Annotated in this window: 22 protein-coding genes and 5 tRNA genes; 12 read left to right on the top strand and 15 right to left on the bottom strand. The window is 58.5% G+C overall.

The window, feature by feature from the left end; genetic code table 11:
- Positions 1-66 precede the first annotated feature (66 nt).
- Complete coding sequence (locus FHT92_RS00765; protein WP_183821940.1) at positions 67-1,224, top strand: pyridoxal phosphate-dependent aminotransferase; 1,158 nt, start codon at positions 67-69, stop codon at positions 1,222-1,224.
- A gap of 7 nt (positions 1,225-1,231) precedes the next feature.
- Here the strand turns inward: FHT92_RS00765 and FHT92_RS00760 are convergent, their stop codons facing one another.
- Complete coding sequence (locus tag FHT92_RS00760) at positions 1,232-2,023, bottom strand: aldolase (RefSeq protein ID WP_183821938.1); 792 nt, start codon at positions 2,021-2,023, stop codon at positions 1,232-1,234.
- 22 nt (positions 2,024-2,045) lie between these two features.
- Positions 2,046-2,747, bottom strand: a complete 702-nt coding sequence (locus FHT92_RS00755; RefSeq protein WP_183821936.1) for a haloacid dehalogenase type II — start codon at positions 2,745-2,747, stop codon at positions 2,046-2,048.
- Positions 2,748-2,834: 87 nt separating this feature from the next.
- Here FHT92_RS00755 and FHT92_RS00750 point away from each other — a divergent pair, with 87 nt between their 5' ends.
- Entirely contained in the window at positions 2,835-3,686 is an 852-nt protein-coding gene (locus FHT92_RS00750; protein WP_183821934.1) for a LysR family transcriptional regulator, read from the top strand.
- Here the strand turns inward: FHT92_RS00750 and FHT92_RS00745 are convergent.
- The gene (locus FHT92_RS00745) at positions 3,683-5,029 is read right to left on the bottom strand and encodes a DUF2778 domain-containing protein (RefSeq protein WP_183821932.1); all 1,347 of its coding nucleotides are present in this window, start codon (positions 5,027-5,029) and stop codon (positions 3,683-3,685) included. The genes FHT92_RS00750 and FHT92_RS00745 overlap by 4 nt on opposite strands.
- Before the next feature lie 292 nt (positions 5,030-5,321).
- Positions 5,322-7,154 (bottom strand): class I poly(R)-hydroxyalkanoic acid synthase, encoded by a 1,833-nt coding sequence (phaC, locus tag FHT92_RS00740; RefSeq protein WP_183821930.1) that lies wholly within the window; start codon positions 7,152-7,154, stop codon positions 5,322-5,324.
- 148 nt (positions 7,155-7,302) lie between these two features.
- Here phaC and FHT92_RS00735 point away from each other — a divergent pair, with 148 nt between their 5' ends.
- The 4 genes from FHT92_RS00735 to recJ all read left to right on the top strand — a co-directional run bounded on the left by FHT92_RS00735 (position 7,303) and on the right by recJ (position 12,786).
- Positions 7,303-7,719: a hypothetical protein gene (locus tag FHT92_RS00735; protein WP_183821928.1), complete on the top strand. Its 417-nt coding sequence runs from the start codon at positions 7,303-7,305 to the stop codon at positions 7,717-7,719.
- 224 nt (positions 7,720-7,943) lie between these two features.
- Positions 7,944-9,161, top strand: a complete 1,218-nt coding sequence (locus tag FHT92_RS00730; RefSeq protein ID WP_183821926.1) for an LL-diaminopimelate aminotransferase — start codon at positions 7,944-7,946, stop codon at positions 9,159-9,161.
- A gap of 64 nt (positions 9,162-9,225) precedes the next feature.
- On the top strand, positions 9,226-10,551 hold the full coding sequence (locus tag FHT92_RS00725; protein ID WP_183821924.1) for a homoserine dehydrogenase: 1,326 nt from the start codon (positions 9,226-9,228) through the stop codon (positions 10,549-10,551).
- Between the two features lie 432 nt (positions 10,552-10,983).
- Entirely contained in the window at positions 10,984-12,786 is a 1,803-nt protein-coding gene (recJ, locus tag FHT92_RS00720; RefSeq protein WP_183821922.1) for a single-stranded-DNA-specific exonuclease RecJ, read from the top strand.
- Between the two features lie 174 nt (positions 12,787-12,960).
- On the opposite strand, the gene FHT92_RS00715 is transcribed toward recJ, so the two are convergent.
- The 5 genes from FHT92_RS00715 to gloA form a co-directional block, all read right to left on the bottom strand.
- A tRNA-Glu gene (locus tag FHT92_RS00715) sits at positions 12,961-13,035 on the bottom strand.
- Between the two features lie 231 nt (positions 13,036-13,266).
- Positions 13,267-13,341, bottom strand: a tRNA-Glu gene (locus FHT92_RS00710).
- 74 nt (positions 13,342-13,415) lie between these two features.
- Positions 13,416-13,490 (bottom strand) — tRNA-Glu (locus tag FHT92_RS00705).
- Between the two features lie 195 nt (positions 13,491-13,685).
- Entirely contained in the window at positions 13,686-14,780 is a 1,095-nt protein-coding gene (locus FHT92_RS00700) for a D-Ala-D-Ala carboxypeptidase family metallohydrolase (RefSeq protein WP_183821921.1), read from the bottom strand.
- A 96-nt stretch (positions 14,781-14,876) separates the two neighbouring features.
- Positions 14,877-15,317 carry a lactoylglutathione lyase gene (gene gloA / locus FHT92_RS00695; RefSeq protein ID WP_112545722.1) on the bottom strand — a complete coding sequence of 147 codons (441 nt, stop codon included), beginning with the start codon at positions 15,315-15,317 and terminating at the stop codon, positions 14,877-14,879.
- A gap of 194 nt (positions 15,318-15,511) precedes the next feature.
- On the opposite strand from gloA, the gene FHT92_RS00690 reads away from it, so the two are divergent.
- From FHT92_RS00690 to FHT92_RS00670, 5 genes are all read left to right on the top strand, one after another.
- Entirely contained in the window at positions 15,512-16,090 is a 579-nt protein-coding gene (locus FHT92_RS00690) for a cold-shock protein (protein WP_112545721.1), read from the top strand.
- On the top strand, positions 16,090-16,578 hold the full coding sequence (locus tag FHT92_RS00685) for a DUF192 domain-containing protein (protein WP_183821919.1): 489 nt from the start codon (positions 16,090-16,092) through the stop codon (positions 16,576-16,578). The genes FHT92_RS00690 and FHT92_RS00685 overlap by 1 nt, the downstream gene beginning before the upstream one ends.
- 83 nt (positions 16,579-16,661) lie before the next feature.
- Positions 16,662-16,738: transfer RNA gene (locus FHT92_RS00680), tRNA-Pro, on the top strand.
- A 629-nt stretch (positions 16,739-17,367) separates the two neighbouring features.
- Positions 17,368-17,673: an ETC complex I subunit gene (locus FHT92_RS00675; protein WP_183747555.1), complete on the top strand. Its 306-nt coding sequence runs from the start codon at positions 17,368-17,370 to the stop codon at positions 17,671-17,673.
- A gap of 56 nt (positions 17,674-17,729) precedes the next feature.
- Positions 17,730-17,806: transfer RNA gene (locus tag FHT92_RS00670), tRNA-Arg, on the top strand.
- 110 nt (positions 17,807-17,916) lie between these two features.
- Here the strand turns inward: FHT92_RS00670 and FHT92_RS00665 are convergent.
- Complete coding sequence (locus tag FHT92_RS00665) at positions 17,917-19,221, bottom strand: DUF5623 domain-containing protein (protein WP_183821917.1); 1,305 nt, start codon at positions 19,219-19,221, stop codon at positions 17,917-17,919.
- Positions 19,222-19,816: 595 nt separating this feature from the next.
- Positions 19,817-20,341 (bottom strand): DUF992 domain-containing protein, encoded by a 525-nt coding sequence (locus tag FHT92_RS00660; RefSeq protein WP_183747549.1) that lies wholly within the window; start codon positions 20,339-20,341, stop codon positions 19,817-19,819.
- A gap of 188 nt (positions 20,342-20,529) precedes the next feature.
- On the opposite strand from FHT92_RS00660, the gene FHT92_RS00655 reads away from it, so the two are divergent.
- Entirely contained in the window at positions 20,530-20,703 is a 174-nt protein-coding gene (locus FHT92_RS00655; protein WP_183747547.1) for a hypothetical protein, read from the top strand.
- 261 nt (positions 20,704-20,964) lie between these two features.
- On the opposite strand, the gene FHT92_RS00650 is transcribed toward FHT92_RS00655, so the two are convergent.
- From FHT92_RS00650 to FHT92_RS00635, 4 genes are all read right to left on the bottom strand, one after another.
- The gene (locus FHT92_RS00650; RefSeq protein ID WP_183747545.1) at positions 20,965-21,738 is read right to left on the bottom strand and encodes an amino acid ABC transporter ATP-binding protein; all 774 of its coding nucleotides are present in this window, start codon (positions 21,736-21,738) and stop codon (positions 20,965-20,967) included.
- Positions 21,739-21,753: 15 nt separating this feature from the next.
- The gene (locus tag FHT92_RS00645) at positions 21,754-22,899 is read right to left on the bottom strand and encodes an amino acid ABC transporter permease (protein WP_183821915.1); all 1,146 of its coding nucleotides are present in this window, start codon (positions 22,897-22,899) and stop codon (positions 21,754-21,756) included.
- 1 nt (position 22,900) lies between these two features.
- Entirely contained in the window at positions 22,901-24,103 is a 1,203-nt protein-coding gene (locus FHT92_RS00640) for an amino acid ABC transporter permease (protein ID WP_183821913.1), read from the bottom strand.
- Between the two features lie 95 nt (positions 24,104-24,198).
- Positions 24,199-25,224, bottom strand: coding sequence for an amino acid ABC transporter substrate-binding protein (locus FHT92_RS00635; RefSeq protein WP_183821911.1), 1,026 nt, complete (start codon positions 25,222-25,224; stop codon positions 24,199-24,201).
- Between the last annotated feature and the right edge of the window lie 303 nt (positions 25,225-25,527).

Genomic DNA, 25,527 nt, shown 5'->3' with positions numbered 1-25,527 from the left:
GATTGTGATGAGCCGATTATTGCGGCAATTGTCTGGCCTTTATGTGAAGCCAGGCAGGAAGTGATGGTGTTTTCCATATCGAAACGCAGCGAAGTCGAACCATTCCACGCCATGGATGTTCTGGCCGAAGCGACGAAGAGACGTGCAGGCGGTCATCCCGTGATTTCCATGGCTGTCGGCCAGCCCTCGCATCCCGCACCCCGGGCAGCCCTTGACGCAGCCCGCACGGCGCTCGCCGAAGGACGCATCGGCTATACGGACGCGCTTGGCACAGCACGGCTGAAACATGCGCTCGCCTGGCATTATCGCGATCGCCATGGCCTCGAGATCGATCCAGCCCGCATCGCCGTCACGACAGGCTCATCGGCCGCCTTCAATCTCGCTTTCCTGTCACTTTTTGATGCCGGCGACGCGGTCGCCATCGCCCGGCCAGGCTACCCGGCCTACCGCAACATCCTTGGTGCTCTTGGCCTCCATGTGGTCGAAGTGCCTGTCACGGCGGACACGCATTTCACGCTGACGCCCGAAAGCCTCGAAGCGATCCAGCAGGAAAAGGGCGTGAAGCTGAAGGGCGTGCTGCTGGCAAGTCCTGCTAATCCAACTGGCACAGTCACCGGCCGCGAAGGCCTGAAGGCGCTTGCCGCTTATTGCGATGCCAATGACATCGCCTTCATCTCCGACGAGATTTATCACGGCCTCACCTTCGCAGGCGAAGAGACGACTGCACTGGAGCTGAAGGGCGAAGCAATCGTCATCAATTCCTTCTCCAAATATTATTGCATGACCGGCTGGCGCATTGGCTGGATGGTACTGCCGGACCGGCTGGTGCGCCCGATCGAACGCGTCGCCCAGAGCCTCTACATCTCGCCGCCGGAACTTTCGCAGATCGCCGCCACCGCAGCGCTCGGCGCCAGCGAGGAGCTGGATCGCGTCAAGGCAAGCTATGCCGCCAATCGCGAATTGCTGCTCGACCGGCTGCCGAAGATCGGGCTTGCGCCGGCGTCGCCGATGGACGGCGCCTTCTACGCCTATGTCGATGTGTCGCGCTTCACCAATGACAGCATGGACTTCGCGCGGCGCATGCTGGCGGAGATTAATGTCGCCGCCACACCTGGCCTTGATTTCGATCCGGTGGAAGGACCGCGCACCTTGCGCATGTCCTATGCCGGTTCCGAGGCCGAGATCGCCGAGGCGGCAGAGCGCATCGGTATGTGGCTGAAATAAGCGAGGCTTACGTTCGGTATTCCGGCACCTGCCGGTCGAGAACGCGCTTGACGCTTTCGAGATGCAGGCGCGCACTTTCCGGATCGCCTTCGCGCATCTGCTTTGCCGCCTGTTCAGCGATATCTGTGGGAACCGGGATCAGCGAACGCCCGGTACTCATCGCCTTGAGCTGAACCTCTGCCGCACGTTCCAGATAGTAGAGATCGTCCCAGGCTTCGGCGATGTTTGGCGCACAAACCATGACGCCATGGTTCTTCATGAACAGGATATCCTTATTGCCGAGTACGGCGGCGATCCGGTCGCCCTCCCGTTCATCGAGGGCCAGTCCGTTATAGTTCTCGTCGACGGCGACGCGGCCATAGAATTTCAGTGCGGTCTGTCCGGCCCAGATGAAGGGATCGCCTTCGACCATGCTGAGCGCCGTCGCATTCGGCATATGCGTGTGGAAGGCCGCGCCGACGCGCGCCGACATCTTGTGCAGCCGGGCATGGATGAAGAAGGCGGTTGCCTCGGGCACGCCGTCGCCGGCAACGACATTGCCTTCAAAATCGCAGATCAGTAGTGAGGAGGCGGTCGCTTCCTGGAAGGCCCAGCCAAGCCTGTTGACGAGAAAGAGATCGGGATGGCCGGGCACGACTGCCGAGAAATGGTTGCAGATGCCCTCCTCGAGCCCGAGCCGTGCAGCCATCCTGAGGCACGCCGCTAGATCGACACGCGCCTGCCAGATCTCGTCCGTATCGAGGGGCAGGTTGCGCAGTATCGCCGACTGTCCCTTCGCCAGGTTCAGTTCATGAGCCATTTTTCGTCTCCAATCGCGTCAATTACATCCAGCCGTTTGCGGCAAAAAGAGCGGACACCTTGTCGAGCGTCGGCACGGTCTCGTCGGGGCGGTAGTCGCTGAGCGGTGTCCTTCCCGTGCCGCGATCGACCCAGATCGTACGAAAACCGAGTTCGCGTGCGGCGGCAAGGTCAAGATGCGGGCTGGCGCAGATATGCAGGAGATCATCCCTCCCGATGCCGAGTCTTTTCCAGGCGTGCCGGAAGATCTCCGGCGACGGCTTATAGGCTTCCGCCTGTTCCGCGGTAATAACCCGGTCGACGAAACCGCCGAGCTGCGCGACATTGCCCGCGATGATCGCGTCGTCCGTATTGGAGATGATGGCGAGCCGGAAACCGGCAGCCTTCAGCTTGCCGAGCGTCTCGACCACTTCGGGGAAGGGCGGCATCCGGCCGATCGACGAGGTCAGCAGATCGGCATCGGCAATGTCAAATGGCAGGCCGAACTCCTGCATCGCCAATTGCAATGCGAGAGCCGTGACCTGTTTGAAAGATCGGTACGGCTTCTGCTGTTCCAGTTCGTGCTCATGGCGGTCATAGACGGCAATGAAGCTCGTCTGGTCGATATCTTTGCCCTTGGCCGACAATATCGCATCCATGGCGGCAAGCAGGCCCTCATCCCATTGGATCAGCGTCCCGTAGCAATCGAAGGTCAGCCAGGTTGGTTGGTTTCCGGAAAGGGTCATCTCTCATCTCCATGATTTGCCTCATGTTGACAAAGAACACCGCCATTGAGAAATTAAATGTGATAATTACAGATAGTGGAAAATCGAATGAGCCTCGCCTTCGACCTCGATCTCCTCCGGACCTTCGCAGCGGTCGTCGATGCCGGCGGCTTCACGCGGGCGGCTGAGCGTGTTCACCTTACCCAGTCCACCGTTAGCCAGCAGATCAAGAAGCTCGAGGCCAACATCGGCCACACCCTGCTTCTGCGCGACAAGTCGACAGGTGGCATCCAGACGACGGAGGAGGGCGAGGTACTCCTGAGTTATGCGCGGCGTCTCCTGGCGACAGCAGAAGAGGCAATGGATGTGATGCGCCAGCCTGCTGCTCCCAAGACCGTCAGGCTCGGTGTGCCCGAGGATTTTGCCGGCCGCAGACTGATTGATCTCCTGTCGGGTTTTTCCGCCGCCTCTCCGCATATAAGGCTCGATACGGTGAGCGGCTGGAGCGTCGAGCTTCGTCGCCTTCTGGAAGTCGGCGAGATCGATCTTGCGCTGATCAAGCGCGAACCCGGAGACGGTGCCTCTCTGGCAAGTTGGAAAGAAGAATTGGTCTGGGTGGAGAGCATGAGGCCTTCGGCGAGGGACGAAACGGTGCCGCTCGCCGTCTTTCCGATTGGGTGTATCTACCGTGAAAGGGCGATCCGCTTCATCGAGCGCAGCGGACGGCGCTGGCGCATAGCCTATACGAGCCAGGGCTTGATGGGCGTACAGGCGGCAGTCGCATGCGGCCTCGGCATCAGCCTGCTGCCGTCGGACGCGGTTCTGCCGGAGCACAGGAAGCTTGGAAGTGTCGACGGCTTCGATCCGCAGCCGGCATCGGAACTCGCCCTCGTCAAAGGACGGTTGCGCCTGTCGGCGGAAAGCCACTCGCTCGCCGATTTCCTCGTGGCGAATCTTTAGGTCCGTGAGGAGAACAGCGAAGCGAGCGTCGAGGTCGGCTTGTTGCTCATCCGCGGCACGACGACGAGCTGGCGGATTTCACCGCGTTTGTAGGCGGCGAGGAAGCGCTTGTAATCCTTGAAGGAAATGCAGCCGTTGGAATCGCCGTTCTTGCCAAGCATGTAGGTATGCGCCAGCAGACCGACCCGGTTGAAGATCGCGTCGGAACCTTGTATCGGCGTCAGGCGAATGGCCGCCACGCCATGGAACAGGGCTTCGCGCATCGTCAGGTTATAGGTGTGCGGCGGCGTCGGTCCGCGCATCTTCTGATCAATGTAACGCGGGTTGTCGCGCATCTTTCCGAGACCGGAATGAGCCTCCAGCCGCTCGCCGTTCGGCAGGTAAACCGTCGCGTTTTCGATATCGTAGATCGCGACACCGGCGCGCAGGCGCGGTGTAAAGACCGGTTTGTCGTAGCGCGGCACCGCATCGTCGTCGTTATCTTCGATCGGTGAATTCGGCTTGGCATAGGCAAGCACAGGCTCGGCAGTTCGCTGCGATCCCTTGGTGGCCGGCGCCGGCTTGCCGACGAGGCCGTCGGGCCGCGCCATCGGCAGCGGTACGGAGTCCTCGTTGGGCGCAAGAACCAGATCGAAGGGCGGCGCGCCATCCTCCGCTTCGGCGACTTCGATCTCTGCCCGGCTATCGGCGGCAGGAGCGGCAGCGCGGTTGGTCGGCAGTGGCTCGATCGGAACGGGCGTTACGCGCGGCCCGGCTTCGGCAAGCGCGAGCATAGCCGGCATTTCAGCCTCGGCGATTGCTTCCTTCGACGGAATGATGATCCGGTCGGCGTCATCTTCGGCGGGCGCGGCGGCAGCGGTATCGACGGCCGGCCCAGAGGTCTTGATGGTATCTTCCTTGCTGAAGCGCGGATTGTCGGAGAGGGCGACCGGCTGAAGTTGCGCGACTGCAACGGCGAGGCGATTGGTCTTGGAGAGAGCCAGCTTTGCATTCGAGGCAGCAGATGTGCTTTCCGCATATGACTGGATCAGCTGTGCCGTCAAAGGCACTACCGGCTTGGCATCGAATGCAACAAGGCGTGACGCCTTGTTCACGCGGATGAGCCGCTCATGCATAACGGCAGCAGGTGTCGCCCTTGACGCGACAGCAGCCGGGGAAATCTCCTTCTGCGAAGAGAACGGCATCGGCACGGATTGCATTGTTGCAACAGTGCCGATAAGCCATGTGGAGGTCAAAAGTCCGGCGATTGCGATGCCGGTGAGTAAACCGCGAGACCTGCCTGAACGAACAGGGGATCCGCCAAAAGGGGCGACGTCATTGAACGTCCCTACCGCAAACGCCATACTCAACTCGTCTTCCAAAACGCGCTACGCAGGCCGGCAGCCTGACTGACTGATCTTTGCCGGAGGCGCTAACTGCCCAAAAAGGCCGAATTTTGGCCTATCCGCGACATGCGACCGTTTCTTAATGATGACGAACTATGGTTTCCAATTGGTTTACAGGCGAAGCACTCTGTTTCGATTGTCGCGAAAAGATACGTAATATTTTAGAGAAACCTATTTTTCAAAGGCTTGCTCTCCATCGCGTGTCGTCACTCGGTGATTGTTGCTCCGATGGCCAGAAAATTTTCTGCCATCAGCTGCGCGCCATCACATAGCTGCCCGGAGCTTCCTCGATCGCATTGAGTGCTGCTCCGCCCACCTTGCGGGCAGCCACACGCTCGCCGGCCTGCGACTCGATCCATGCATGCCAGTGCGGCCACCAGGAACCCCTCGTTTCCTTTGCCTTGGCGAGCCATGCATCATAGTCGCCCTTGGCCGGTCCGCCGGTCCAGAACTGGTACTTATGCTTGTCCGGCGGGTTGACGACGCCGGCAATATGGCCGGAACCCGCGACGACGAACTTCACCTTGCCGCCGAAGAACTGGCTGCCGAGGAAGACGGAATTCGCTGGCGCGATATGATCCTCGCGGGTCGCGAGATTGTAGATGGGAATCTTGATGTCCTTCAGCGACAAGGTCTTGCCGTCGAGGACCATCTCATCCTTGGTCAGCGCATTCCTGAGATAGCAGTTGCGCAGGTAGAAGGCATGATTGGCAGCAGCCATGCGAGTCGAATCGGCATTCCAGAACAAGAGGTCGAAGGGCAGGGGCTCCTGGCCCTTCAGGTAGTTGTTGACGAAGTAGGGCCAGATGAGTTCGCTTGCCCTGAGCATGTTGAAGGCCGTCGACATGCGTGAACCGTCGAGATAGCCGAGCTCCTGCATATGCGCTTCCAGCGCCTGCAACTGCTCCTCGTCGACGAAGACCTTCAGGTCGCCGGCATGGGTGAAATCGACCTGCGTGGTGAAAAGCGTCGCGCTCTTGATGCGTTTGTTCTTCTCCTTGGCGTGCAGCGCCAGCGTAGCAGCAAGGAGCGTGCCGCCGACGCAATAGCCGATGGCGTTGACTTCCTTCTCTCCGGTCGCCTTCTCGACCGTTTCCAGTGCATAATCGATGCCTTCCCTTGCGTAAGCCGTCCAATCTTTCAGCGCATGGCGGCTATCCGGATTGACCCAGGAGATGACGAAGACGGTATGTCCCTGGTCTACGCACCATTTGATGAACGATTTCTGCGGGTTGAGATCGAGGATGTAGAATTTGTTGATCCATGGCGGGCAAATCAGCAGCGGCCGTTTGAGCACGGTTTCCGTCGAAGGCTCGTACTGGATGATCTGGCAGATCTCGTTCTGGGCGATCACCTTGCCGGGCGTCAGCGCCATGTCGCGGCCGACGGCGAATTTGGTCATGTCGGTCTGGCGAAGCCGCAGTTCGCCGCGACCGGCAATGATATCCTCGGCCAGCATCTTCATGCCGCGCACGAGGTTTTCGCCACTGGTCGCAATCGTTTCCCGATAGACCTGCGGATTGGTGAGCGCGAAATTGGTGGGTGAGAGTGCCGCGGTGATCTGCTTCACATAAAAGCCGGCTTTGTGTTTCGTGTGCTCGTCGAGTCCTTCAGTCTCGGCCACCAGCTTTTCGGCCCAGTCGGCAGTCACGAAATAGACCTGCTTTAAAAATTCGAAGAAGGGATTCTTCTGCCAGTCTTCGTCGGCGAAACGTTTATCGACGCGAGCGACCGGTTCCGCTGCCACCGGGCTGCCCTGCATCCTCTGCATGGAGTTCATCCAGATGCCGAAGAACGAGCCCATCAGCTGCGTTTGCGCTTCGAAGGTTCGGCGCGGATCTGAAATCCAGTATTCTGTCACCTTGGAGAGCGTCTTCACTATATCGGTGACGGGTTCGGCAACTGTGTCGGAGATTTCGCCGCGCTCGCGCGGGCCAAGCCATGCCGAAGCTGCCTTGCCGAGATTTTCGAGCGCACGGGCGAGGTTCATCGCCATGGCCTCGGGATCCTTCAGGAGATAGGGATCGAGATCCTTGGCGTCGAAATCCACCTTGGCACCATTCTCCCGCTTGCTGTCGGTCACGCACTTCCTCCGGCGGCAGCATCCACTGTTTGTTCGTTGTACATCTGCTGTATCGAAGAAAACAAGTTCCGCCCGCCCGCTCTCATGCTATTGCTTTGTCGCTGCGACGAATTTAACAGTCGAAGCAGGCAGGATTGGATCATTAGGCATGACGACGACAGGCATTGGGCATATCGCGACCTTCACCCGCACCGCAGCAATCTGCGCGGCGGCCATGGCCTTTGCGCTTGCCGGATGCAACAAGACAGCCGAGGAGAAGAAGGCCTTCGCCCAGCGCATGGCAGCGCCGACGGCTGTCGTGATGCCGGCCTCCAAGGGCGAACCCGTTGAAGGCGGCCTGACCAAAAGCCGGGACGGCTACCCGTCGTTCGGTGCGCCACTGACGGCCGCCAACGTGCAGATGAGCGACGAACAGGCGGCCGAGCTTCAGCATCAGCTGACGGCCCTCAGCGCCAAGCGCCAGTCGGGTGCGATCTCGGAAGCCGAGTATCAGCGCCGCGTAACCGAGATGCGGGAACTGGCGGCCCGGCACGGCGCCGAAACCCTCTCCGAAATCACCAAATAAGCCTTGCCTTTAGGGCGATTTGGACGCAAGGCCTTCCGGATGGATCGGAAGATGCAATTTTCCCGATAATGCGCGTCGTGCGCGGCTTCTCCGTCAAAGATTTGCCGCGCAGTTAAGCTGAAGAGGAATACGGCGCTGCGAGTCTGAAGCTCGTATCGCAGATGCCGGGAGACGGAACGAGCTTCGACAGCGGTCAAGTTGGCCGCATTTCCATGGGGAAAGAGATGGAAGAGTTTCACAAAGTCCGGCGTTTGCCGCCTTACGTTTTCGAACAGGTCAACCGTTTGAAAGCGAGCGCGCGAGCGGGCGGGGCTGACATCATCGATCTCGGCATGGGAAACCCTGACCTTCCGACCCCCCAGGCGATCGTCGACAAGCTCTGCGAAGTCGTTCAGGACCCGCGCACCCACCGCTATTCGTCCTCCAAGGGCATTCCCGGTCTGCGCCGCGCCCAGGCTGCCTACTATGCACGCCGATTCGGCGTGAAGCTGAACCCGGACACGCAGGTGGTCGCCACCCTCGGCTCCAAGGAAGGCTTCGCCAATATGGCGCAGGCCATCACCGCCCCGGGCGACGTCATTCTCTGCCCGAACCCGACCTACCCGATCCATGCTTTCGGCTTCCTGATGGCAGGCGGGGTGATCCGTTCCATGTCGGTCGAGCCGGATGAAAGCTTCTTTCCGCCGCTCGAACGCGCCGTCCGCCACTCGATCCCGAAGCCGCTGGCCCTGATCCTGAACTATCCGTCGAACCCGACGGCTTTTGTTGCCAGTCTTGACTTCTACAAGGATGTCGTCGCCTTCGCGAAGAAGCACGACATCATCGTGCTCTCGGACCTCGCGTATTCGGAAATCTACTTCGATGGCGAGCCCCCACCGTCGGTTCTGCAGGTTCCGGGCGCTATGGATGTGACGGTTGAATTCACCTCCATGTCCAAGACCTTCTCCATGCCCGGCTGGCGCATGGGCTTTGCCGTCGGCAACGAACGACTGATCGCGGCGCTGACGCGGGTGAAGTCCTATCTGGATTACGGCGCTTTCACGCCGATCCAGGTTGCGGCGACCCATGCGCTGAACGGCGACGGTTCCGACATCGCGGAAGTCCGCAACGTTTACAAGCGTCGCCGCGATGTCATGGTCGAAAGCTTCGGCAAGGCCGGTTTCGAAGTGCCGCCGCCGGCCGCCACCATGTTTGCCTGGGCAAGGATCCCGGAAAAGTTCCGGCATCTTGGCTCGCTGGAATTCTCCAAGCTCCTGGTGGAGAAGGCCGACGTCGCCGTTGCCCCGGGCATCGGCTTCGGTGAGATGGGCGACGACTACGTGCGTCTGGCCCTCGTCGAGAACGAGCATCGAATTCGCCAGGCTGCGCGCAATATCAAGAAGTTCATGTCGACGGCCGACGAGACGATGCATAACGTCATCTCGCTCAACGCCCACCGTTAATTCCAACCTCGAAGACAGCCGCAAAATTGCGGCTGTCTCTCACCAGACATTTCAGGATCGATCCATGGCAGATGCCCTTAAAATCGGCATTGCGGGCTTGGGCACCGTTGGCGCCTCGCTTGTTCGCATCATCAAGCAGAAGAGCAACGAACTTGCAGTCACCTGCGGCCGCCCGATTGCGATTACGGCAGTTTCCGCTCGCGACCGCGCGAAAGACCGTGGCATCGATCTGACCGGCATCACCTGGTACGAGCGCCCGGAAGAACTGGCTGAAAAGGCCGACATCGATGTTTTCGTCGAGCTGATCGGTGGTGCAGAAGGTGTTGCTAACATCGCTGTTCGTACGGCTCTCGCTCGTGGTCTCCATGTGGTGACTGCCAACAAGGCGCTGCTTGCCTATCACGGCGTGGAGCTCGCGACGATCTCGGAAGAAAAGGGCTCGCTCTTGAATTTCGAAGCGGCCGTTGCCGGCGGCATCCCTGTCATCAAGGCGCTGCGTGAATCGCTGACGGGCAACACGATCTCGCGCATCTACGGCATCATGAACGGCACCTGCAACTACATCCTCACAAAGATGGAGAAAGAGGGCCTGTCCTTTGCCGATTGCCTGAAGGAAGCCCAGCGCCTCGGTTATGCCGAGGCCGATCCGGCCTTTGACATCGAAGGCAACGACACCGCTCACAAGCTCTCGATCCTGACGACGCTTGCCTTCGGCAACAGGATCGCTGCTGACGACATCTATCTCGAAGGCATCACCAATATCTCGATCGAGGATATCCGCGCCGCAGCCGATCTCGGCTACCGCATCAAGCTGCTTGGCGTCGCCCAGCGCACGGACACCGGCATCGAACAGCGGGTGCATCCGACCATGGTGCCAGTCGATTCAGTCATCGCCCAGGTCGATGGTGTCACCAACGCGGTCGCAATCGAATCCGATATTCTCGGCGAACTGCTGATGGTCGGCCCAGGTGCCGGCGGCAGTGCCACGGCCTCTTCTGTGCTCGGCGATATCGCCGACATCGCCAAAAGTCAGCCGGGCGCCCAGCGCGTTCCCGTTCTCGGCCATCCCGCCAAGTCGCTGGAGACTTACCGCAAGGCGCAGATCCAGAGCCACGAGGGTGGTTATTTCATCCGCCTGACCGTTCTCGACCGCACCGGCGTTTTTGCGAGCGTCGCCACCCGCATGGCAGAAAACCAGATTTCGCTGGAATCGATCGTCCAGCGTTCCAAGCAGCATCTGGCGCCCTCGCATCATCAGACGATCATCCTCGTCACCCATGCAACGATGGAGGATTCGGTGCGCAAGGCGGTCGCGGCGATCAAGGAAGAGGGCTATCTCGTCGGCGAACCACAGGTGATCCGCATCGAACGTCCCAAGGAAGAATCCTGACACTTTGTGCCAATTGGAACGACTGAGCCGTCCGGGCCGCTCGGACGGATTTTCTGTGGCAATTACAGCATTTCACCAAAGTCTATATTAACAGATATGCAGATGTCGATATAATCGATCCCTGAACTGTTGGAGTCGTGGGTTGAGGAATATTGAGCATACGGATGATCATGCTCACACCGAGCTTGAGAGTCCTCGGGGGGAATTACAGAGATATGATCCGACGAAGCCGGCAGCGGCCCTTGAATGCGAGGGGCCGCGAGGGCGGAATTGGGCCACGTTCCTGATCCTGCTTTCGATCCTCTTCGTCCAGTTGCTTGCTATCGGCCTGGTTATCCGGGCAATTTTCTGGTAATCCACAGGCTTGAAATCACCGCTTTGCTATCTTCCCTGCATCTGTAAAAAGGGCAGATGATGAAAGCGGAGTTTGGCATGGCAGATCAGGTCGATCCGGTACCGCGTGCCTTCCTGGGCGTCGAAAAATCGGTTCTCGACAATCGCTGGGTTTCACGTCTCGATCAGGCGGGGCAGAACCGCGCGCTCGCCATGTCGCAGATGCACGGCCTGCCGGATCTGATCGCACGTGTGCTTGCCGGCCGTGGCGTGACCGTGGACGAGGCCCTCGAATTTCTCGATCCCACCATCCGCAGCCTCATGCCCGACCCTTACAAGCTGACGGACTGCGAGAAGGCAGCCAAGCGTCTTGCCGCTGCGATCCAAAGTAGTGAGCCCGTGGCGATCTTCGGTGATTACGATGTCGACGGCGCTGCGTCCTCCGCGCTCATGTATCGCTTCCTGACCCATTTCGGCGTCAAGGCGCATATCTACATTCCTGATCGCATCTTCGAAGGTTACGGCCCCAACCCGACGGCCATCAATCAGTTGATCGACAACGGTGCTAGCCTGATCGTCACGGTCGACTGCGGTTCCACCAGTCATGAGGCGCTGGCGGCTGCCGCGAACCGTAACATCGATGTCGTTGTCATAGATCATCACCAGGTGACACACGAGCTGCCGCCCTGCCACTCCCTCGTCAATCCAAATCGCGAAGACGATCTTTCCGGGCTAGGGCATCTTTGCGCGGCCGGCGTCGTCTTCATGGTGCTGGTGGCAACGCTGCGCCTGCTGCGTGAGTCCGGAGACAAGCGCATTCTCGCGATCGATCTCCTGCAATGGCTGGATATCGTGGCACTCGCGACCGTCTGCGATGTCGTGCCCCTCAAGGGCCTCAACCGCGCTTATGTCGTCAAGGGGTTGGTCGCCGCGCGCCACCAGAGCAATGCCGGTCTTGCGGCACTATTCCGCAAGGCGGGCTTGGCTGGGCCTGTTACGCCCTATCATTTTGGCTTCCTGATCGGGCCGCGCATCAATGCGGGCGGGCGAATCGGCGATGCAGCGCTGGGAAGCCGCCTGCTGACGCTCGACGATGCCATGGAAGCGGAAGCCATCGCCCAGCGGCTGGATGAGCTCAACCGCGAACGACAAGCCATGGAAGCGGTCATGCTGCAGGAGGCCGAGGCCGAAGCGATGGCCGAGTATGGAGACGGCGAGGGAGCTTCCGTCATCGTCACCGCGCATGAGAAATGGCACCCCGGTATTGTCGGCCTCATTGCCGCGCGCCTGAAGGAGAGGTTCAAGCGACCCGCCTTCGCCATCGCATTCGATCCATCAGGCAAAGGTACGGGCTCTGGCCGTTCGATCAGCGGGTTCGACATGGGCAGGATGGTTCGTGCTGCGGTCGATGAGGGACTGCTCGTCAAGGGCGGTGGTCACGCCATGGCGGCCGGTCTTACCGTTGAGCGCGGCAAGCTTGGCCTCCTGAGAGCCTTCTTTACAGAGAAGGCACAGAAGACGGTGTCGGCCCTGGCCGCCAATGAAACGCTGAAGATCGATGGCGCCATCGCTGCAAGTGGTGCAACGATCGAGCTCATCGACCGTCTGGAAACGGCAGGCCCTTATGGCTCTGGACATTCGCAACCAATTTTTGCCGTGCCGGCGCATCGTGTGCGCGATTCCCGCCTAGTCGGCGAGCGGCATGTGAAGGTGACGCTGGAAGCCATGGACGGTGCTCGCCTCGACGGCATCGCCTTCAGGGCTGCGGAAACGCCCCTCGGCAATCTGCTTCTCAACTCTCGCGGCGCCAACCTGCATGTCGCAGGCTCTCTCGGTGCCGAACATTATCAGGGCTCGCGCAGAATCCAGCTGCGCATCAGTGATGGTGCGCCGGCCAAGTGACCGGCCGAAAGGCAATCGGCCAAGAGGGCGGGTCGGCTGCGGCCGGAAAAGGGTTGCTTTCCGCGAGGAAGAGTGACGGGCATAACAAGCAGCATGCCACCCTCAATCCGCCCATCGCGGCAGCGAGCGTGCCGAAATAACTCTATAAAAATAAAAGGAAATAATTGAGGAAAGTGGCACGCCCTAGGGGAGTCGAACCCCTCTTTACAGAATGAAAATCTGTCGTCCTAACCGATAGACGAAGGGCGCGTGCTGTGGTGGCGCCCTTATAGTCAGCACCTTTCTGTACCGCAAGCGGCAAAATGAGAATTTTTCGCCGGATTATGCAGATTTTTGCTGGGCTTGTGGAAAAGTGGAGAAGGGAGGGGAATGATTGTCTTCGCCGGATCTATCACTGCCTGAATTGTTGGCCTGCAGCCGTCGGTCACCAGGTGCAGGGACGATTTCGTTCTTTGTGAAACTTCCGTCGACGGCTCTTTTTGGTACGCCCTAGGGGAGTCGAACCCCTCTTTACAGAATGAGAATCTGTCGTCCTAACCGATAGACGAAGGGCGCAGGCCTGCAACTCAAATAGGAAAGCGCAACGCGCTCCGCAAGCGGTAAGTATAGTATCGACTTGGAAGAAGAAGTGGCACGCCCTAGGGGAGTCGAACCCCTCTTTACAGAATGAAAATCTGTCGTCCTAACCGATAGACGAAGGGCGCGTGCTGTGGTGGCGCCCTTATAGTCAGGCACTTCCGATCCCGCAAGCGGCAAATTCGAAATTTTTCAAAAAAATGACAGGCCATTTCCGCTTGTGGAAAATGAAGATTATTGCAGCGGAATCAAAGAGCTGCAGCGGCGGACGAAAATCCCCTGCCGGCCATTTCCCCTACGTTATGCTTTCAGAGGAGTGAAGGTCAGATCGCCCTTGCCGAAGCAACCGGCGCGTTCTTGCGGCCACAGCCCCAATTCCAGTCGCGAGCATTGCCCGTGTCCAGATGGACCGAATCCGTGTGGCAATAGGTGCCGACGCCGCCGCGGTTCGGGAGCGATCGGATATATTCGGCGATATCCCATTTGCTGACACCATTGATCTGGATATCGGCTGCTTCGCAGCTCTTGTGCATCGATTCCTCTGCACCTCCGACTTCACGGTTGTGCTGCGGATCGCGGTAGCCTGACGTGACGACAACTGGCTTGCCGAAATGAGTTTCGACTGTCTTGATGACCCGCATGAGGTCCGGCTTGAAGCAGCCGACCTGGACGCTGTCGTTCTGCACATGCAGGCCATTTGGCGCGATGCGCGTCATGCCGGGCAGCGATGCCTTCTGAATAAGCCCGGAGAGGCTGCTGAGCAGGTTCTGCTTCGGCGCACTGTAGAGCGCGTTCATCGTCGATCCCGGAATATTTCCGCCGACAAGCGAGGCGGTCTGATCAGGTGCAAGCTTCGTGCTGGTATTCTGCGATGATTGCTGCGGCAGCATCCCGCCTTGCTGGGGCTCGGGCGGGGCGCTGAACACGCTCGACCTTGGGCCGGCGTTCTCAGGTGCGTAGGCGTTTACGCCCTGCGGCTGAATGACCGTTGAGGTCGAGTTGTTCTGCGGCAGCGGCTGATGATCGGAAAAGATGCTCATCGCCTGCGCATTGATTCGCGTCGACTGCATGACGAGACCGCCGATATTGGCCGGCTGCTGCTGTTGCATGGCAGGACCGACGGTCGGACCCGTTGCCGCATTCGGATCCTGAGCCGCAACCTGCGGATCGACGCCGGAGACATTGGTCAGCAATGGATCGCGATAGAGCTGTTTCGAAGCAGTGGACGATGCGGCGGGCATTGCCGCTGCAAGCCTCGGCGCCGGCTGTCCCTCCGCGGCCGGTGTGGCGACGGCGGCCGAATCAAGCGCCTTCTTGTCGGAGACGCAGCCGGAAAGCGCCAGGATGGAGCTGGCGATCAGCAAAGCACCGACAGCCCGTCGGCGCGAAGGAGCAATCCGCTTGTTATTTCTGGTCAACCAAGAATTCTCCGGTGAATGCGGAAGGCGCCCGAAAGCGCGCTTCCGTTAAGATGGAACCGGAGAGTGCCTCGTGAAGCTTGCCTGCAGCTTGGCTTACCAGGCGCCGGTATTGCCCATGGATAACCAGGGTTCGGCCGGAGCCAGTTTTTCGCCCTTTTGCAGGATCTCTATCGAGATGCCGTCGGGCGAGCGAACGAAGGCCATATTGCCGTCGCGCGGCGGGCGATTAATCGTAATGCCGTTGTCCATCAATTTCTGGCAGATCGCGTAGATGTCATCCACCTCATAGGCGAGGTGACCGAAATTGCGTCCTCCAGTATAATCCTCCGTGTCCCAGTTATAAGTAAGCTCCAGACAAGGGGCTTTTTCGCTGCGGGCGCGGTCGAGATCATCGCGAGCGGCCAGGAAAACGAGCGTGAAGCGGCCCTTCTCGTTCTCATGGCGGCGGATTTCCTCGAGTCCGAAGAGTGTGGTGTAAAAATGGAGGGAAGCGTCGAGGTCTTTGACGCGAACCATGGTGTGGAGATAACGCATTGTGTTTCCTCTCTCTATTTAGGCTAGCCCATCTGGAGTAACAGACACCAGCTTCGGGCAAGTCATCTCGATAAAATGTACAGTTGGGAATAACCGAAAACTAGGACTTGCGCTTATCCGTTACCAAGATGTTAATCTTGATTTCAAGAATCAGTTAACCGTAACAGTGTGACGCGTATTGAGGGGCTGGCGACATGGCTGACAGGATTTCATCGAATGGCTTCACCGACATTGAAGAGTTGTCGGCGGAACCGGTTGACCTCGTTGAAATCACCGGCGTGGTGAAATGGTTCGACGTGGCCAAGGGCTTTGGCTTTATCGTACCCGACAATGGCATGCAGGATGTACTGCTGCACGTAACCTGCCTGCGCCGCGACGGCTACCAGACCATCCTTGAAGGCACCCGCATCGTCGCGCTCATTCAGCGCCGCGAGCGTGGCTACCAGGCTTTCAAGATCCTTTCCATGGACCAGTCGACTGCGGTCCATCCCTCGCAGCTGCCGCCGGTTCGCACCCATGTGCAGGTCACGGCAACGAGTGGCCTCGAGCGCGCGCTGGTAAAGTGGTTCAACCGTACCAAGGGCTTCGGCTTCCTGACCCGCGGTGAGGGCACGGAAGATATCTTCGTGCATATGGAAACGCTAAGGCGCTTCGGCCTCACCGAACTGCGTCCCGGACAGGTGGTGCTGGTGCGCTTTGGCGACGGCGAGAAGGGCCTGATGGCTGCCGAAATCCATCCTGACGTTCCGAGTCCGGTTGGCCGGTCTCACTGATGCGCAGCCTGTTTTCTTCTGAGATGTTGAGAAGCGCCTTTATGGCGCTTTTTTTCATGGCCGCCCTGCCGGCATTCGCGCAGGAGGACATGCACTTCGATAGAGAACCGTTGATCATCCAGACGGCTGCCGGCAAAATGCTGCACTTCACCGTAGAGATCGCTGCCACCGGCGACCAGCGCGCCTACGGTCTGATGTTCCGCAAGGCAATGGCTGAAGACGCCGGCATGATCTTTGATTTCGGCGTATCGCGGCGTGTAACCATGTGGATGGAAAATACCGTCCTGCCTCTCGACATGCTCTTTGCGGACGACAGGGGCGTGATCACCCATATCAAGGAAGACGCGACACCCTATTCCCGCGATATCATCGATTCGATGGGTGACGTTCGCTATGTGCTCGAGGTGAATGCCGGCACAGCCCACAAGCTCAATATCCGCCCCGGTGATCGCATCGTCAGCGCCACGACAACGAAAAAGGCGAAGTAAGCCTGTGAAAACTGCCGGGGCAGGCAGATTTATGGGGTTGCTAGGGCAGGGGGAAGCGTGTATTCCCGCTCCCATCAAAGGCTCGGAGTGTAGCGCAGTCTGGTAGCGCATCTGGTTTGGGACCAGAGGGTCGGGAGTTCGAATCTCTCCACTCCGACCATTATTCTCCTAATATTTTCCGCAATTCGAGATGGGCTTCGCCGCTTATCCATGCTCTGTCGCTATAGCGGCGATTTTGCTCGGGACGTTTCTCGCTCAAGAAGATGGTGACGTGCTATTTACGTCGCAAAGCACGCCTGTTCAAGCGTCTGTGATTCAGCCCTGAGCAAGCAGGCCGACATACTGGGCATAGCTGATCACTGCATAGAAAAACGCAGTGATGCTTGCTCCAATCATGATGGCATGGAATTCTGCAGAGGTTCTCATAGCTCTCACCCGTATCACAACGGTTAGTAGACATCGTAGTCGCCTATGCCGGTCATAACAATTAGAAAGCGATCAAAACATGCAACAATCCGAAACATTTCGGATTGTGTGGCAGGATTGCCCGCTTATCCACGCCCGGCTACGAGGTGCGCTTTAAGCGCTCTGTGCAATAAACGCCCTGTTCGACAATCGGTTTCATCGATCCACCGATACTGTGGCAGCGGCGCTTTTCCCTTGAAAAAACGGGGATTCGCGGATAAGCAAAATTCACTTCTTCCTGCAATGTTCGGTGTGGAAGCAAGCCTGATCCCAGGCTGGGTTATGAAAGGCGGGCGTTGCCCGCATATCGGAGGCGCCGCAGTCATGTCTGCTAAGATCTATCGTCCGGCCAAGACCGCAATGCAGTCCGGCAAGGCCAAGACTCATCTCTGGGTGCTTGAGTTCGATCAGGAGCAGCCGCGCAAGATCGATCCGATCATGGGCTACACGTCTTCAGGCGATATGCGCCAGCAGCTGAAGCTGACCTTCGAAACTCAGGAACTTGCCGAAGCCTATGCCAAGCGCAACGGCATCGAATACCGCGTGATCGCGCCCAAGGAACCTGCACGCCAGGTTGTCGCTTACCCGGACAATTTCCGCTATACCCGTACCCAGCCCTGGACGCACTGATCCGTCTTCGGCTCGATACGGAAATGCCTGATGCCGCGAGATCGCGACATGGAAACGGCCCCTTAGCTCAACTGGATAGAGCAGCTGCCTTCTAAGCAGCAGGTCGCAGGTTCGAGTCCTGCAGGGGTCGCCATCTTTATCTTTGTCCATACCGAAGACATAGGTAACAGAACGTACCTAAGACATGGGTGGCAATCTGGTGCCGAGCGCGCCTCAAGGTCATGCCCCGAGGCGCGCTGAAGTTCACTTCCAACTCGTCAGAGACTGAAGCGCAAGATTGAGCTTTCGAAGCAGCCCGCGAACTGGCTTGCAATCGGGATAAGAGGAGGCGATCAGCGCCATCGCTTCCTGCAAGCGTTCGATGTGAAGGCTGCGGCCGGCGATACCATCCTCATCATCGGGCACAATGTTGCGCTCATGATAGTAGAGTTCGAAGAATACATCGTCCGGCAGAGCGTTACCGTCATACTCAAGCTGGACCCAATCATCCAGTTCCGAACGAACGGAGGCGAGCCTGTTGACGATCCCGGCTCGTTGCCGGGTCGCACTTATAACATCCTTCAACAATTGGCCGACACGCTGATGCGTGGCGATAGCCATTTTTGCTTTCGGCCGCCGGCCAGAGGCCATCACCATCCGGTACGGCACAGTATTGCCCGTCGTCCGGGGACCGCGCTTCTGTTTCGCCTTCTGAGCTTTTTCTTCTGCGTCGCGTAGCTCTCCGGGGGACCGAAACAACTCGCCATCAGTCATGGTCACCCGTTTGCAATTTTCGGGTACAACAGGGGCGGGCATGCGTGACAGCGCCAAAAGGACAGGTCCCAGTGGCACGCCTTGCTGCCCATCCGAAATCAGATAAAGCTCACTGCCGCCTTCCGGATAGTACATGCCAGCCCAGAGCGGCTTGGCAATTTCCCAGCGATTGCGGAGAGACCATGCACTGCGCTCCTGCTGCCGATCCTTTACCGCTGCCGCGTAGGGTTCGTCGACGAAGAGGTAACGCTTTTCGATAGGATCGTACCAGCTGCTGCCATGATCTCTTCCGGGGAGGTTGCGTCCAAAATCACCCCTGATGGGCATGCTTTTTGAGGACGGCCTAAGTCCGGTAGAAGCCATGAACTGCAATGTACGCGCCGCTTTACACGCGAGGGTAAGAGCTGAATCCGCACTTTCTATATTCCTCTGGCAGTGGATCAGGTCGGACGCCAACCGATTAAAGTATCCTAGTCCGCGAGCCTGCTTGTATTGGCGAGCTGCGATGATCTCGTCGAGGGGCTTCGGCAGCGAAACCTCGATGATCTCGGTGCCACTCGCCTTTGTCTTCGAGTTCCGCCAATGAACGCTGATGAACGTGGAGAAAATGGACGACGACGGAACGATCGTTGAGGCTTTTAGCGCCCGCAGAGCGTTGGTGTAGTTTGAGAAACCGGCTCGAACCGATGCGCGATCAAGACCCACTGAATGGGCAACGTCGTCCTGCTTGGAGATGCTTTTCGCAAGGCGCTTGATGCCCTCGATTGTAGTAGGCCTGATGTCGTTGATGGACATGTTCTTTTCTCCCGGACTCTTTTTGAAGCGTCACCCGTCAACCACTTCTTGAGCCCGATCAAGAACATGAACGGGTTCGACTTTTCACCAAGGCAGTGCTGTCAACAGCTTCGCAACTGACGGGCGGCGTGCTCCTGCCGGGAGCGAGAAAAAGATAGGTTCGATTCCAATCGGTTTCAAGATCGATACAGGTGGCAAAGCTCAAGCCTTTCTGTATCAATCCCTTGGAACAGGGCGGTTGCGAGATTTCGCGAGGGACGATTTCGGTAGGGTGGTGGTTACGGTGGCGGGAGCCGACATTCCTACCATAACTCTCGCATACAGAGCGCAAATGACTATCAGCTCTTGCGTCCGGAGGCTTCGACTGTCACGCCAAGAGCCGACTCATTTTAGGCAACCGAATTTGAAGAATCTAACCGGATACACAGGATTTGACTCCGAACGTATACGTCGGGGTGCAATTGTATTCAAAGATTTGGGTTTTCCTGAACTGAACCGCGGACTTCTGCTCGCCGTGGACGATGATTTCAGTAACAGAATAAGGGCCGGCCGGCATTGAATGCGCGGCCAGCCCAATTTCTCCGATTTTGCCGACTTAGCCTTCGGGTGTCAGCGTCATGGACGTGCCCGTTGCGGCAACGTTGAGGCCGAGCTGACCGGTCACGCTGATCGTCTGCAGATGGATCGAGCCGGACGTGCCGCCGAATAGCACGTTGGTGCCGAGGCCGCCGACGAGCGTTGCTTCAGCGGTCGCGCCCTGGTAGAGGCCAGCCAACGAACCGCGATGATAACCGGCTGTCGGCGCGAAGACTGCCCAAAGCAGGCGACCACGCGTGGTGAAACCGAGATCCACGCCGAACTTGCGCAAAGCACCGCTGTAATGTTCAGGCGATTCGCCCCGGCTCGTAGGCTGGAAGACGCAATCGATCTGCTTGGAAGAACCGAGCACATAGCCGACGCCGCCGCCGATTTCGCAATCGAGATAACCGATCTTCACGCCCCCGCTTACATCAGGAGCGACCGGCGGCTCCGTCCGTACCAGGTCTGCCGCGCTGGCGCTCATGGCAAAGGTCTGGAGCAACGAGGCTGCGGCGATTGTGGTCGCGAGTATCTTTTTCATTTTCGTCTCCTGTGAATATCGCTGGAAGGATATAACGTCGGCTTTGTCATAACCAAGGCAGGAAAGTCTTTGCCGTCATTTTGGTTCCCAGAGAGGCCTGCGCCAAGCTGCCGCGGTTATCTTTTGTGGAACCCTATCGGCCTGCATCGGTTGTCCAGATGTCCGTTTTTCAGACAATGGAGATCAAAATGAGCAAGACTAATGCAGACGACATTCGCAAGAAAACAGAGCGGCAGGTAGAAAACACCAGCGCCGGCGGACATCTCGGCGGAACCTATTTCGGCCAGCAACCGGATGGCAAAACAGCCTCTTCCAGCACGACCGAGGCGCGAAAGTCTCGCCCGAACGACGGCAGTAATTGATGCGAGAACGATTGCAACGGGCATTTGCGGCTGGTGGGGCAGCGTCCAGCCGCCCCACGCCCGCAGTGGTGGTCCAGCGATGCCGGAAAATGTCGTCAATGAGCGGAAGAAGATGCTTATTCGCTGCCGGTATCTATCCCCAGCGGTGACGTTCTAGCCTCGCGGGGCTGTGAGAATTGCTGCGCTCTACGGCTCCCCGCTAGACGCAGGAAAAAACCGCCGGCAGTCAGCCGGCGGTTTTTGAATATTATATCTGCCTGATCAGTGCAGGATCTGGCTGAGGAACAGCTTGGTGCGCTCGTGCTGGGGATTGTCGAAGAACTCGGCCGGCGAATTCTGTTCGACGATCTGGCCCTGGTCCATGAAGATAACGCGGTTAGCGACCTGGCGGGCAAAGCCCATTTCGTGGGTGACGCAGAGCATGGTCATGCCTTCTTCTGCAAGGCCCACCATCGTATCCAGCACTTCCTTGATCATTTCCGGATCGAGCGCCGAGGTCGGCTCGTCGAACAGCATGATCTTCGGGTTCATGCAGAGCGAGCGGGCAATCGCCACACGCTGCTGCTGGCCGCCCGATAGCTGCCCCGGATATTTGTTGGCCTGTTCGGGGATCTTGACGCGCTTCAGGAAGTGCATGGCCACTTCTTCGGCCTGCTTTTTCGGCATCTTGCGCACCCAGATCGGCGCCAGCGTGCAGTTTTCCAGGATCGTCAGATGCGGGAAGAGGTTGAAGTGCTGGAATACCATGCCGACTTCGCGGCGCACTTCATCGATTTTCTTGAGATCGTTGGTCAGTTCCGTGCCGTCAACGATGATCTGGCCCTTCTGGTGTTCTTCCAGACGGTTGATGCAGCGGATCATCGTCGACTTGCCGGAGCCCGATGGGCCGGCGATGACGATGCGTTCGCCGCGCATGACCTTCAAGTTGATGTCGCGAAGAACGTGGAAGTCACCGTACCACTTGTTCATGTTGACGATCTCGACGGCAACGTCGGTCGCCGACACGGTCAGTTTCTTATTAAGGGCTTCTGCCATTGTATGTTCCTCTTTTTATCGTTTGTGGCCGGTGTCGAGATGGCGTTCCATGAACGCTGAATAACGTGACATGCCGAAGCAGAAAAGCCAGAAGACGAAGCCGGCGAAAATCAGCCCGGTTAACGGCGTTACCGCCGTTGCCCAGTTCGGATCGATGAAGAGAAAGCGAACGATGCCGAGCAGGTCGTACATGCTGATGATCGACACCAGCGAGGTATCCTTGAACATGCCGATGAAGGTGTTGACGATGCCGGGGATGACCAGCTTGATCGCCTGCGGCAAGATGATCAGCCGCATCTTCTGCCAGTAGCCGAGGCCGAGCGAATCGGCGCCTTCGAACTGACCTTTCGGAATTGCTTGCAGGCCGCCTCGGATGACTTCAGCCATATAGGCGGAGGCAAATATCGATACACCCACGATCGCGCGCAGCAGTTTATCGACGGTCCAGCCTGCCGGCAGGAAGAGCGGCAGCACGACGCTGGCCATGAAGAGCACCGTGATCAGCGGCACTCCACGTACGACCTCGATGAAGATGACACTCACCATGCGGATGACCGGCATATGCGAGCGTCTGCCGAGTGCCAGGAGAATGCCGAGCGGGAAAGAGGCCGCGATGCCGACGAAGGACAGCACCAACGTCACCATCAGTCCGCCCCAGCGGGGAGTCTCGACGATTTCGAGCCCGAAGCCGCCGTAGAGCAGAAAGAAGGAGACGATCGGTAACACGATGAAGAGCAGGATCGCATTCAGGCCTTTGCGCGGCACCGAAGGGATGAGCATCGGTACCAGGAAGAGTACGAAGAGAATGCCGACCAGCGTCGGCCGCCACCGCTCGTCGATAGGGTAACCCCCATAGATGATCTGGTCGAACTTGGCGTTGACGAAGGCCCAGCAGGCGCCGCTCCAGCCGTCAGGCTGGATGCCGCCTTGAACCGTTGTGGCGCAGAAGGTGCGGTCCGGGCCGGTCCAGACCGCCTGCACGAACAGCCAGTTGATGGCATGCGGCAGAGCCCAGGCGAGGAAGGCCACTGCCAGTAGGGTGAGGACAATATCCTTGGGCGTCGCAAGCAGGTTGCGGCGTATCCAGGCGGCAGCGCCCTTTTCTCCCGGCGGTGGCGGTTCCTGCGCCAGCATAGCGGTCCTGACGAAACTATCGCTCATCTTATCTCTCCACCAGGGCCATCTTGGCGTTGAACCAGTTCATTAGCAGGGAGGTCACGATGCTGATGGCGAGGTAGATGACCATCCAGATCAGGATCACCTCGACGGACTGACCGGTCTGGTTGAGTGTCGTGCTGCCGACGGCGACGAGATCGGCGAAGCCGATGGCGATCGCCAGCGACGAGTTCTTGGTGAGGTTCAGATATTGGCTGCTCAGCGGCGGAATGATGATGCGAAAAGCCTGTGGAATGACGACCAGCCGTGTGATCGCCGAGGGATGCAGGCCGAGTGCTGCTGCGGCCTCTGTCTGCCCTTTCGGCACACCGCGGATGCCGGAGCGCACGATTTCTGCGATAAATGCAGCCGTATAGAAGGAAAGCGCCAGGAAAAGCGACATGAATTCCGGGCCGACCACCGAGCCGCCGGTCAAATTGAACTTGCCGGCAACCGGGAAGTCGAAGGTAAGCGGTGCACCTACGACGAAGAAGGCAATGAGCGGCAGGCCGATGATGAGACCTATCGAAACCCAAATCGTATGGAACGGCTGACCTGTCGCCGCCTGCCGCCGATGCGCCCACCGGGCAGTGACGACAGTGGCGATGATCGCGACCACGAAAGCAATACCGACCAGCCAGAAACTGTCGCCGAAGATCGGCTTGGGGAAGGCGAGGCCACGATTGTTCAGATACGATCCGAGTGGCAGATGCAGTGACTCACGGGCATTGGGCAGAATAGCCAGAACGCCCGAATACCAGAAGAAGATCACGAGCAACGGCGGAATGTTGCGGAAGACTTCTACATAGACCGTGCAGAGCTTCGCAATAAGCCAGTTCCGCGACAGGCGCCCAATACCGATGATGAAGCCGATGATCGTCGCGGTGACGATGCCGGTAACAGCGATCAGGATCGTGTTCAGAAGGCCGACGAGTAGCGCACGGCCATAGGTCGAATCACTCGAATACTGGATTAGCGACTGGCCGACTTCGAAGCCGGCGCGGCCGTGCAGAAAGCCGAAACCCGATGCAATGTTGGCGCGCGCCAGATTGACTGCCGTATTGTGAGCAATCGACCAGATCAGCGCGACCAGCAAGACAATGGTAAGGGCTTGGAAAAAAATGCCCCGAATTTTCGGGTCGTAAAGGGCAGACTGGAAGCTCCAGCCGCTCCTGGCTATAGGTGTCGAACCCGCAACCTGATGCGTCATACCTGGCCAATTCCCCACGTTATGCGCTCCTTTTCGGAGCTTTTTTATAGGAGGAGGAAAGGCGGTTATCCGCCTTTCCGGCTTTTCATGTCTGATCAGCGAACCGGCGGAGCGTACTGGATGCCGCCCTTGTTCCAGAGAGCGTTCAGGCCGCGCGCGATCTTCAGCTGGCTACCCTGGCCGATGTTCTTTTCGAACACTTCGCCATAGTTGCCGACGTTCTTGACGATGTTGTAGGCCCAGTCGTTGGTCAGGCCGAGGTCGGTACCGATCTTCGTGTCGGCTTCAACGCCGAGGAAGCGCTTGATATCCGGGTTAGGCGAGTTCTTCATCTCGTCGACATTGGCCTGCGTGATGCCGAATTCTTCGGCATTGATCATCGCGTAGCCGACCCAGCTGACGATATCGAACCACTGGTCGTCACCCTGGCGGACAGCCGGGGCGAGCGGCTCCTTGGAGATGATTTCCGGCAGGATCATGTGCTCGTCGGGGTTCTTCAGCGTCAGACGCAGCGAATAGAGGCCCGACTGGTCTGTCGTATAAACGTCGCAACGGCCAGAGTCGTAGGCGGCGTTGACTTCGTCAAGCTTCTCGAAGACCACTGGATTGTACTGCAGGTTGTTGGCCTTGAAGTAGTCTGCGAGGTTGAGCTCCGTCGTGGTGCCTGACTGAACGCAAACCGATGCGCCGGAAAGCTCGAGCGCCGATTTGACGTTCAGACTCTTGCGAACCATGAAGCCCTGGCCGTCATAATAATTGACGTAGCGGAAGTTCAGGCCGAGAGCCGTATCGCGGTTGATTGACCAGGTCGTGTTGCGGGCCAGAACATCGATTTCACCGGACTGCAGGGCGGGGAAGCGATTGGCGGCGCTGAGAGGGGTGAACTTCACCTTGTTGGGATCGCCGAACACCGCAGCGGAAACCGCGCGGCAGAAATCGACATCGAAGCCCGACCAGTTGCCGGACGCGTCAGGGGCAGCAAAGCCGGCAAGGCCGGTATTGACGCCGCACTGGACAAAACCTTTTGCTTTTACGTCTCCGAGAGTTGTGGCCGAAGCGGCCGAAGCGCCAAGAGCGAAAACTGCTGCGCCGACAGCCGCGGACAGGAGCTTGTACTTCATTTTTCCCAACCTTTTTTCCGTTGTCTTATCTTTATCCTTGTCGGGGAGCGGCCGGATTGAAATTGCCCGTTTGCCTCCCCGTTTCCCGCAACCCTCCCGGCGCGGGTTGGTCTATCACAGTCGTAAATGTCACCATGGTCAAGTGTCGCGGTCAATAATTGCGGCAAATTTCAGCATTTTGGTAGATTGCGCTGTACGCATGGGCATCTGACTAGAAATTGAGCGCCAAGGTGGGAAAAAATAGCGCTAAATCACGACGTCAAACGCCGGTGGCTGCGCGAGACATGACGATGACGCCACGTT

Origin of the sequence: Rhizobium sp. BK377 (genome assembly GCF_014193935.1) — a bacterium.
In the GTDB taxonomy this organism is placed as follows: domain Bacteria; phylum Pseudomonadota; class Alphaproteobacteria; order Rhizobiales; family Rhizobiaceae; genus Rhizobium.
This window is presented reverse-complemented; position numbering and strand designations above follow the sequence as displayed.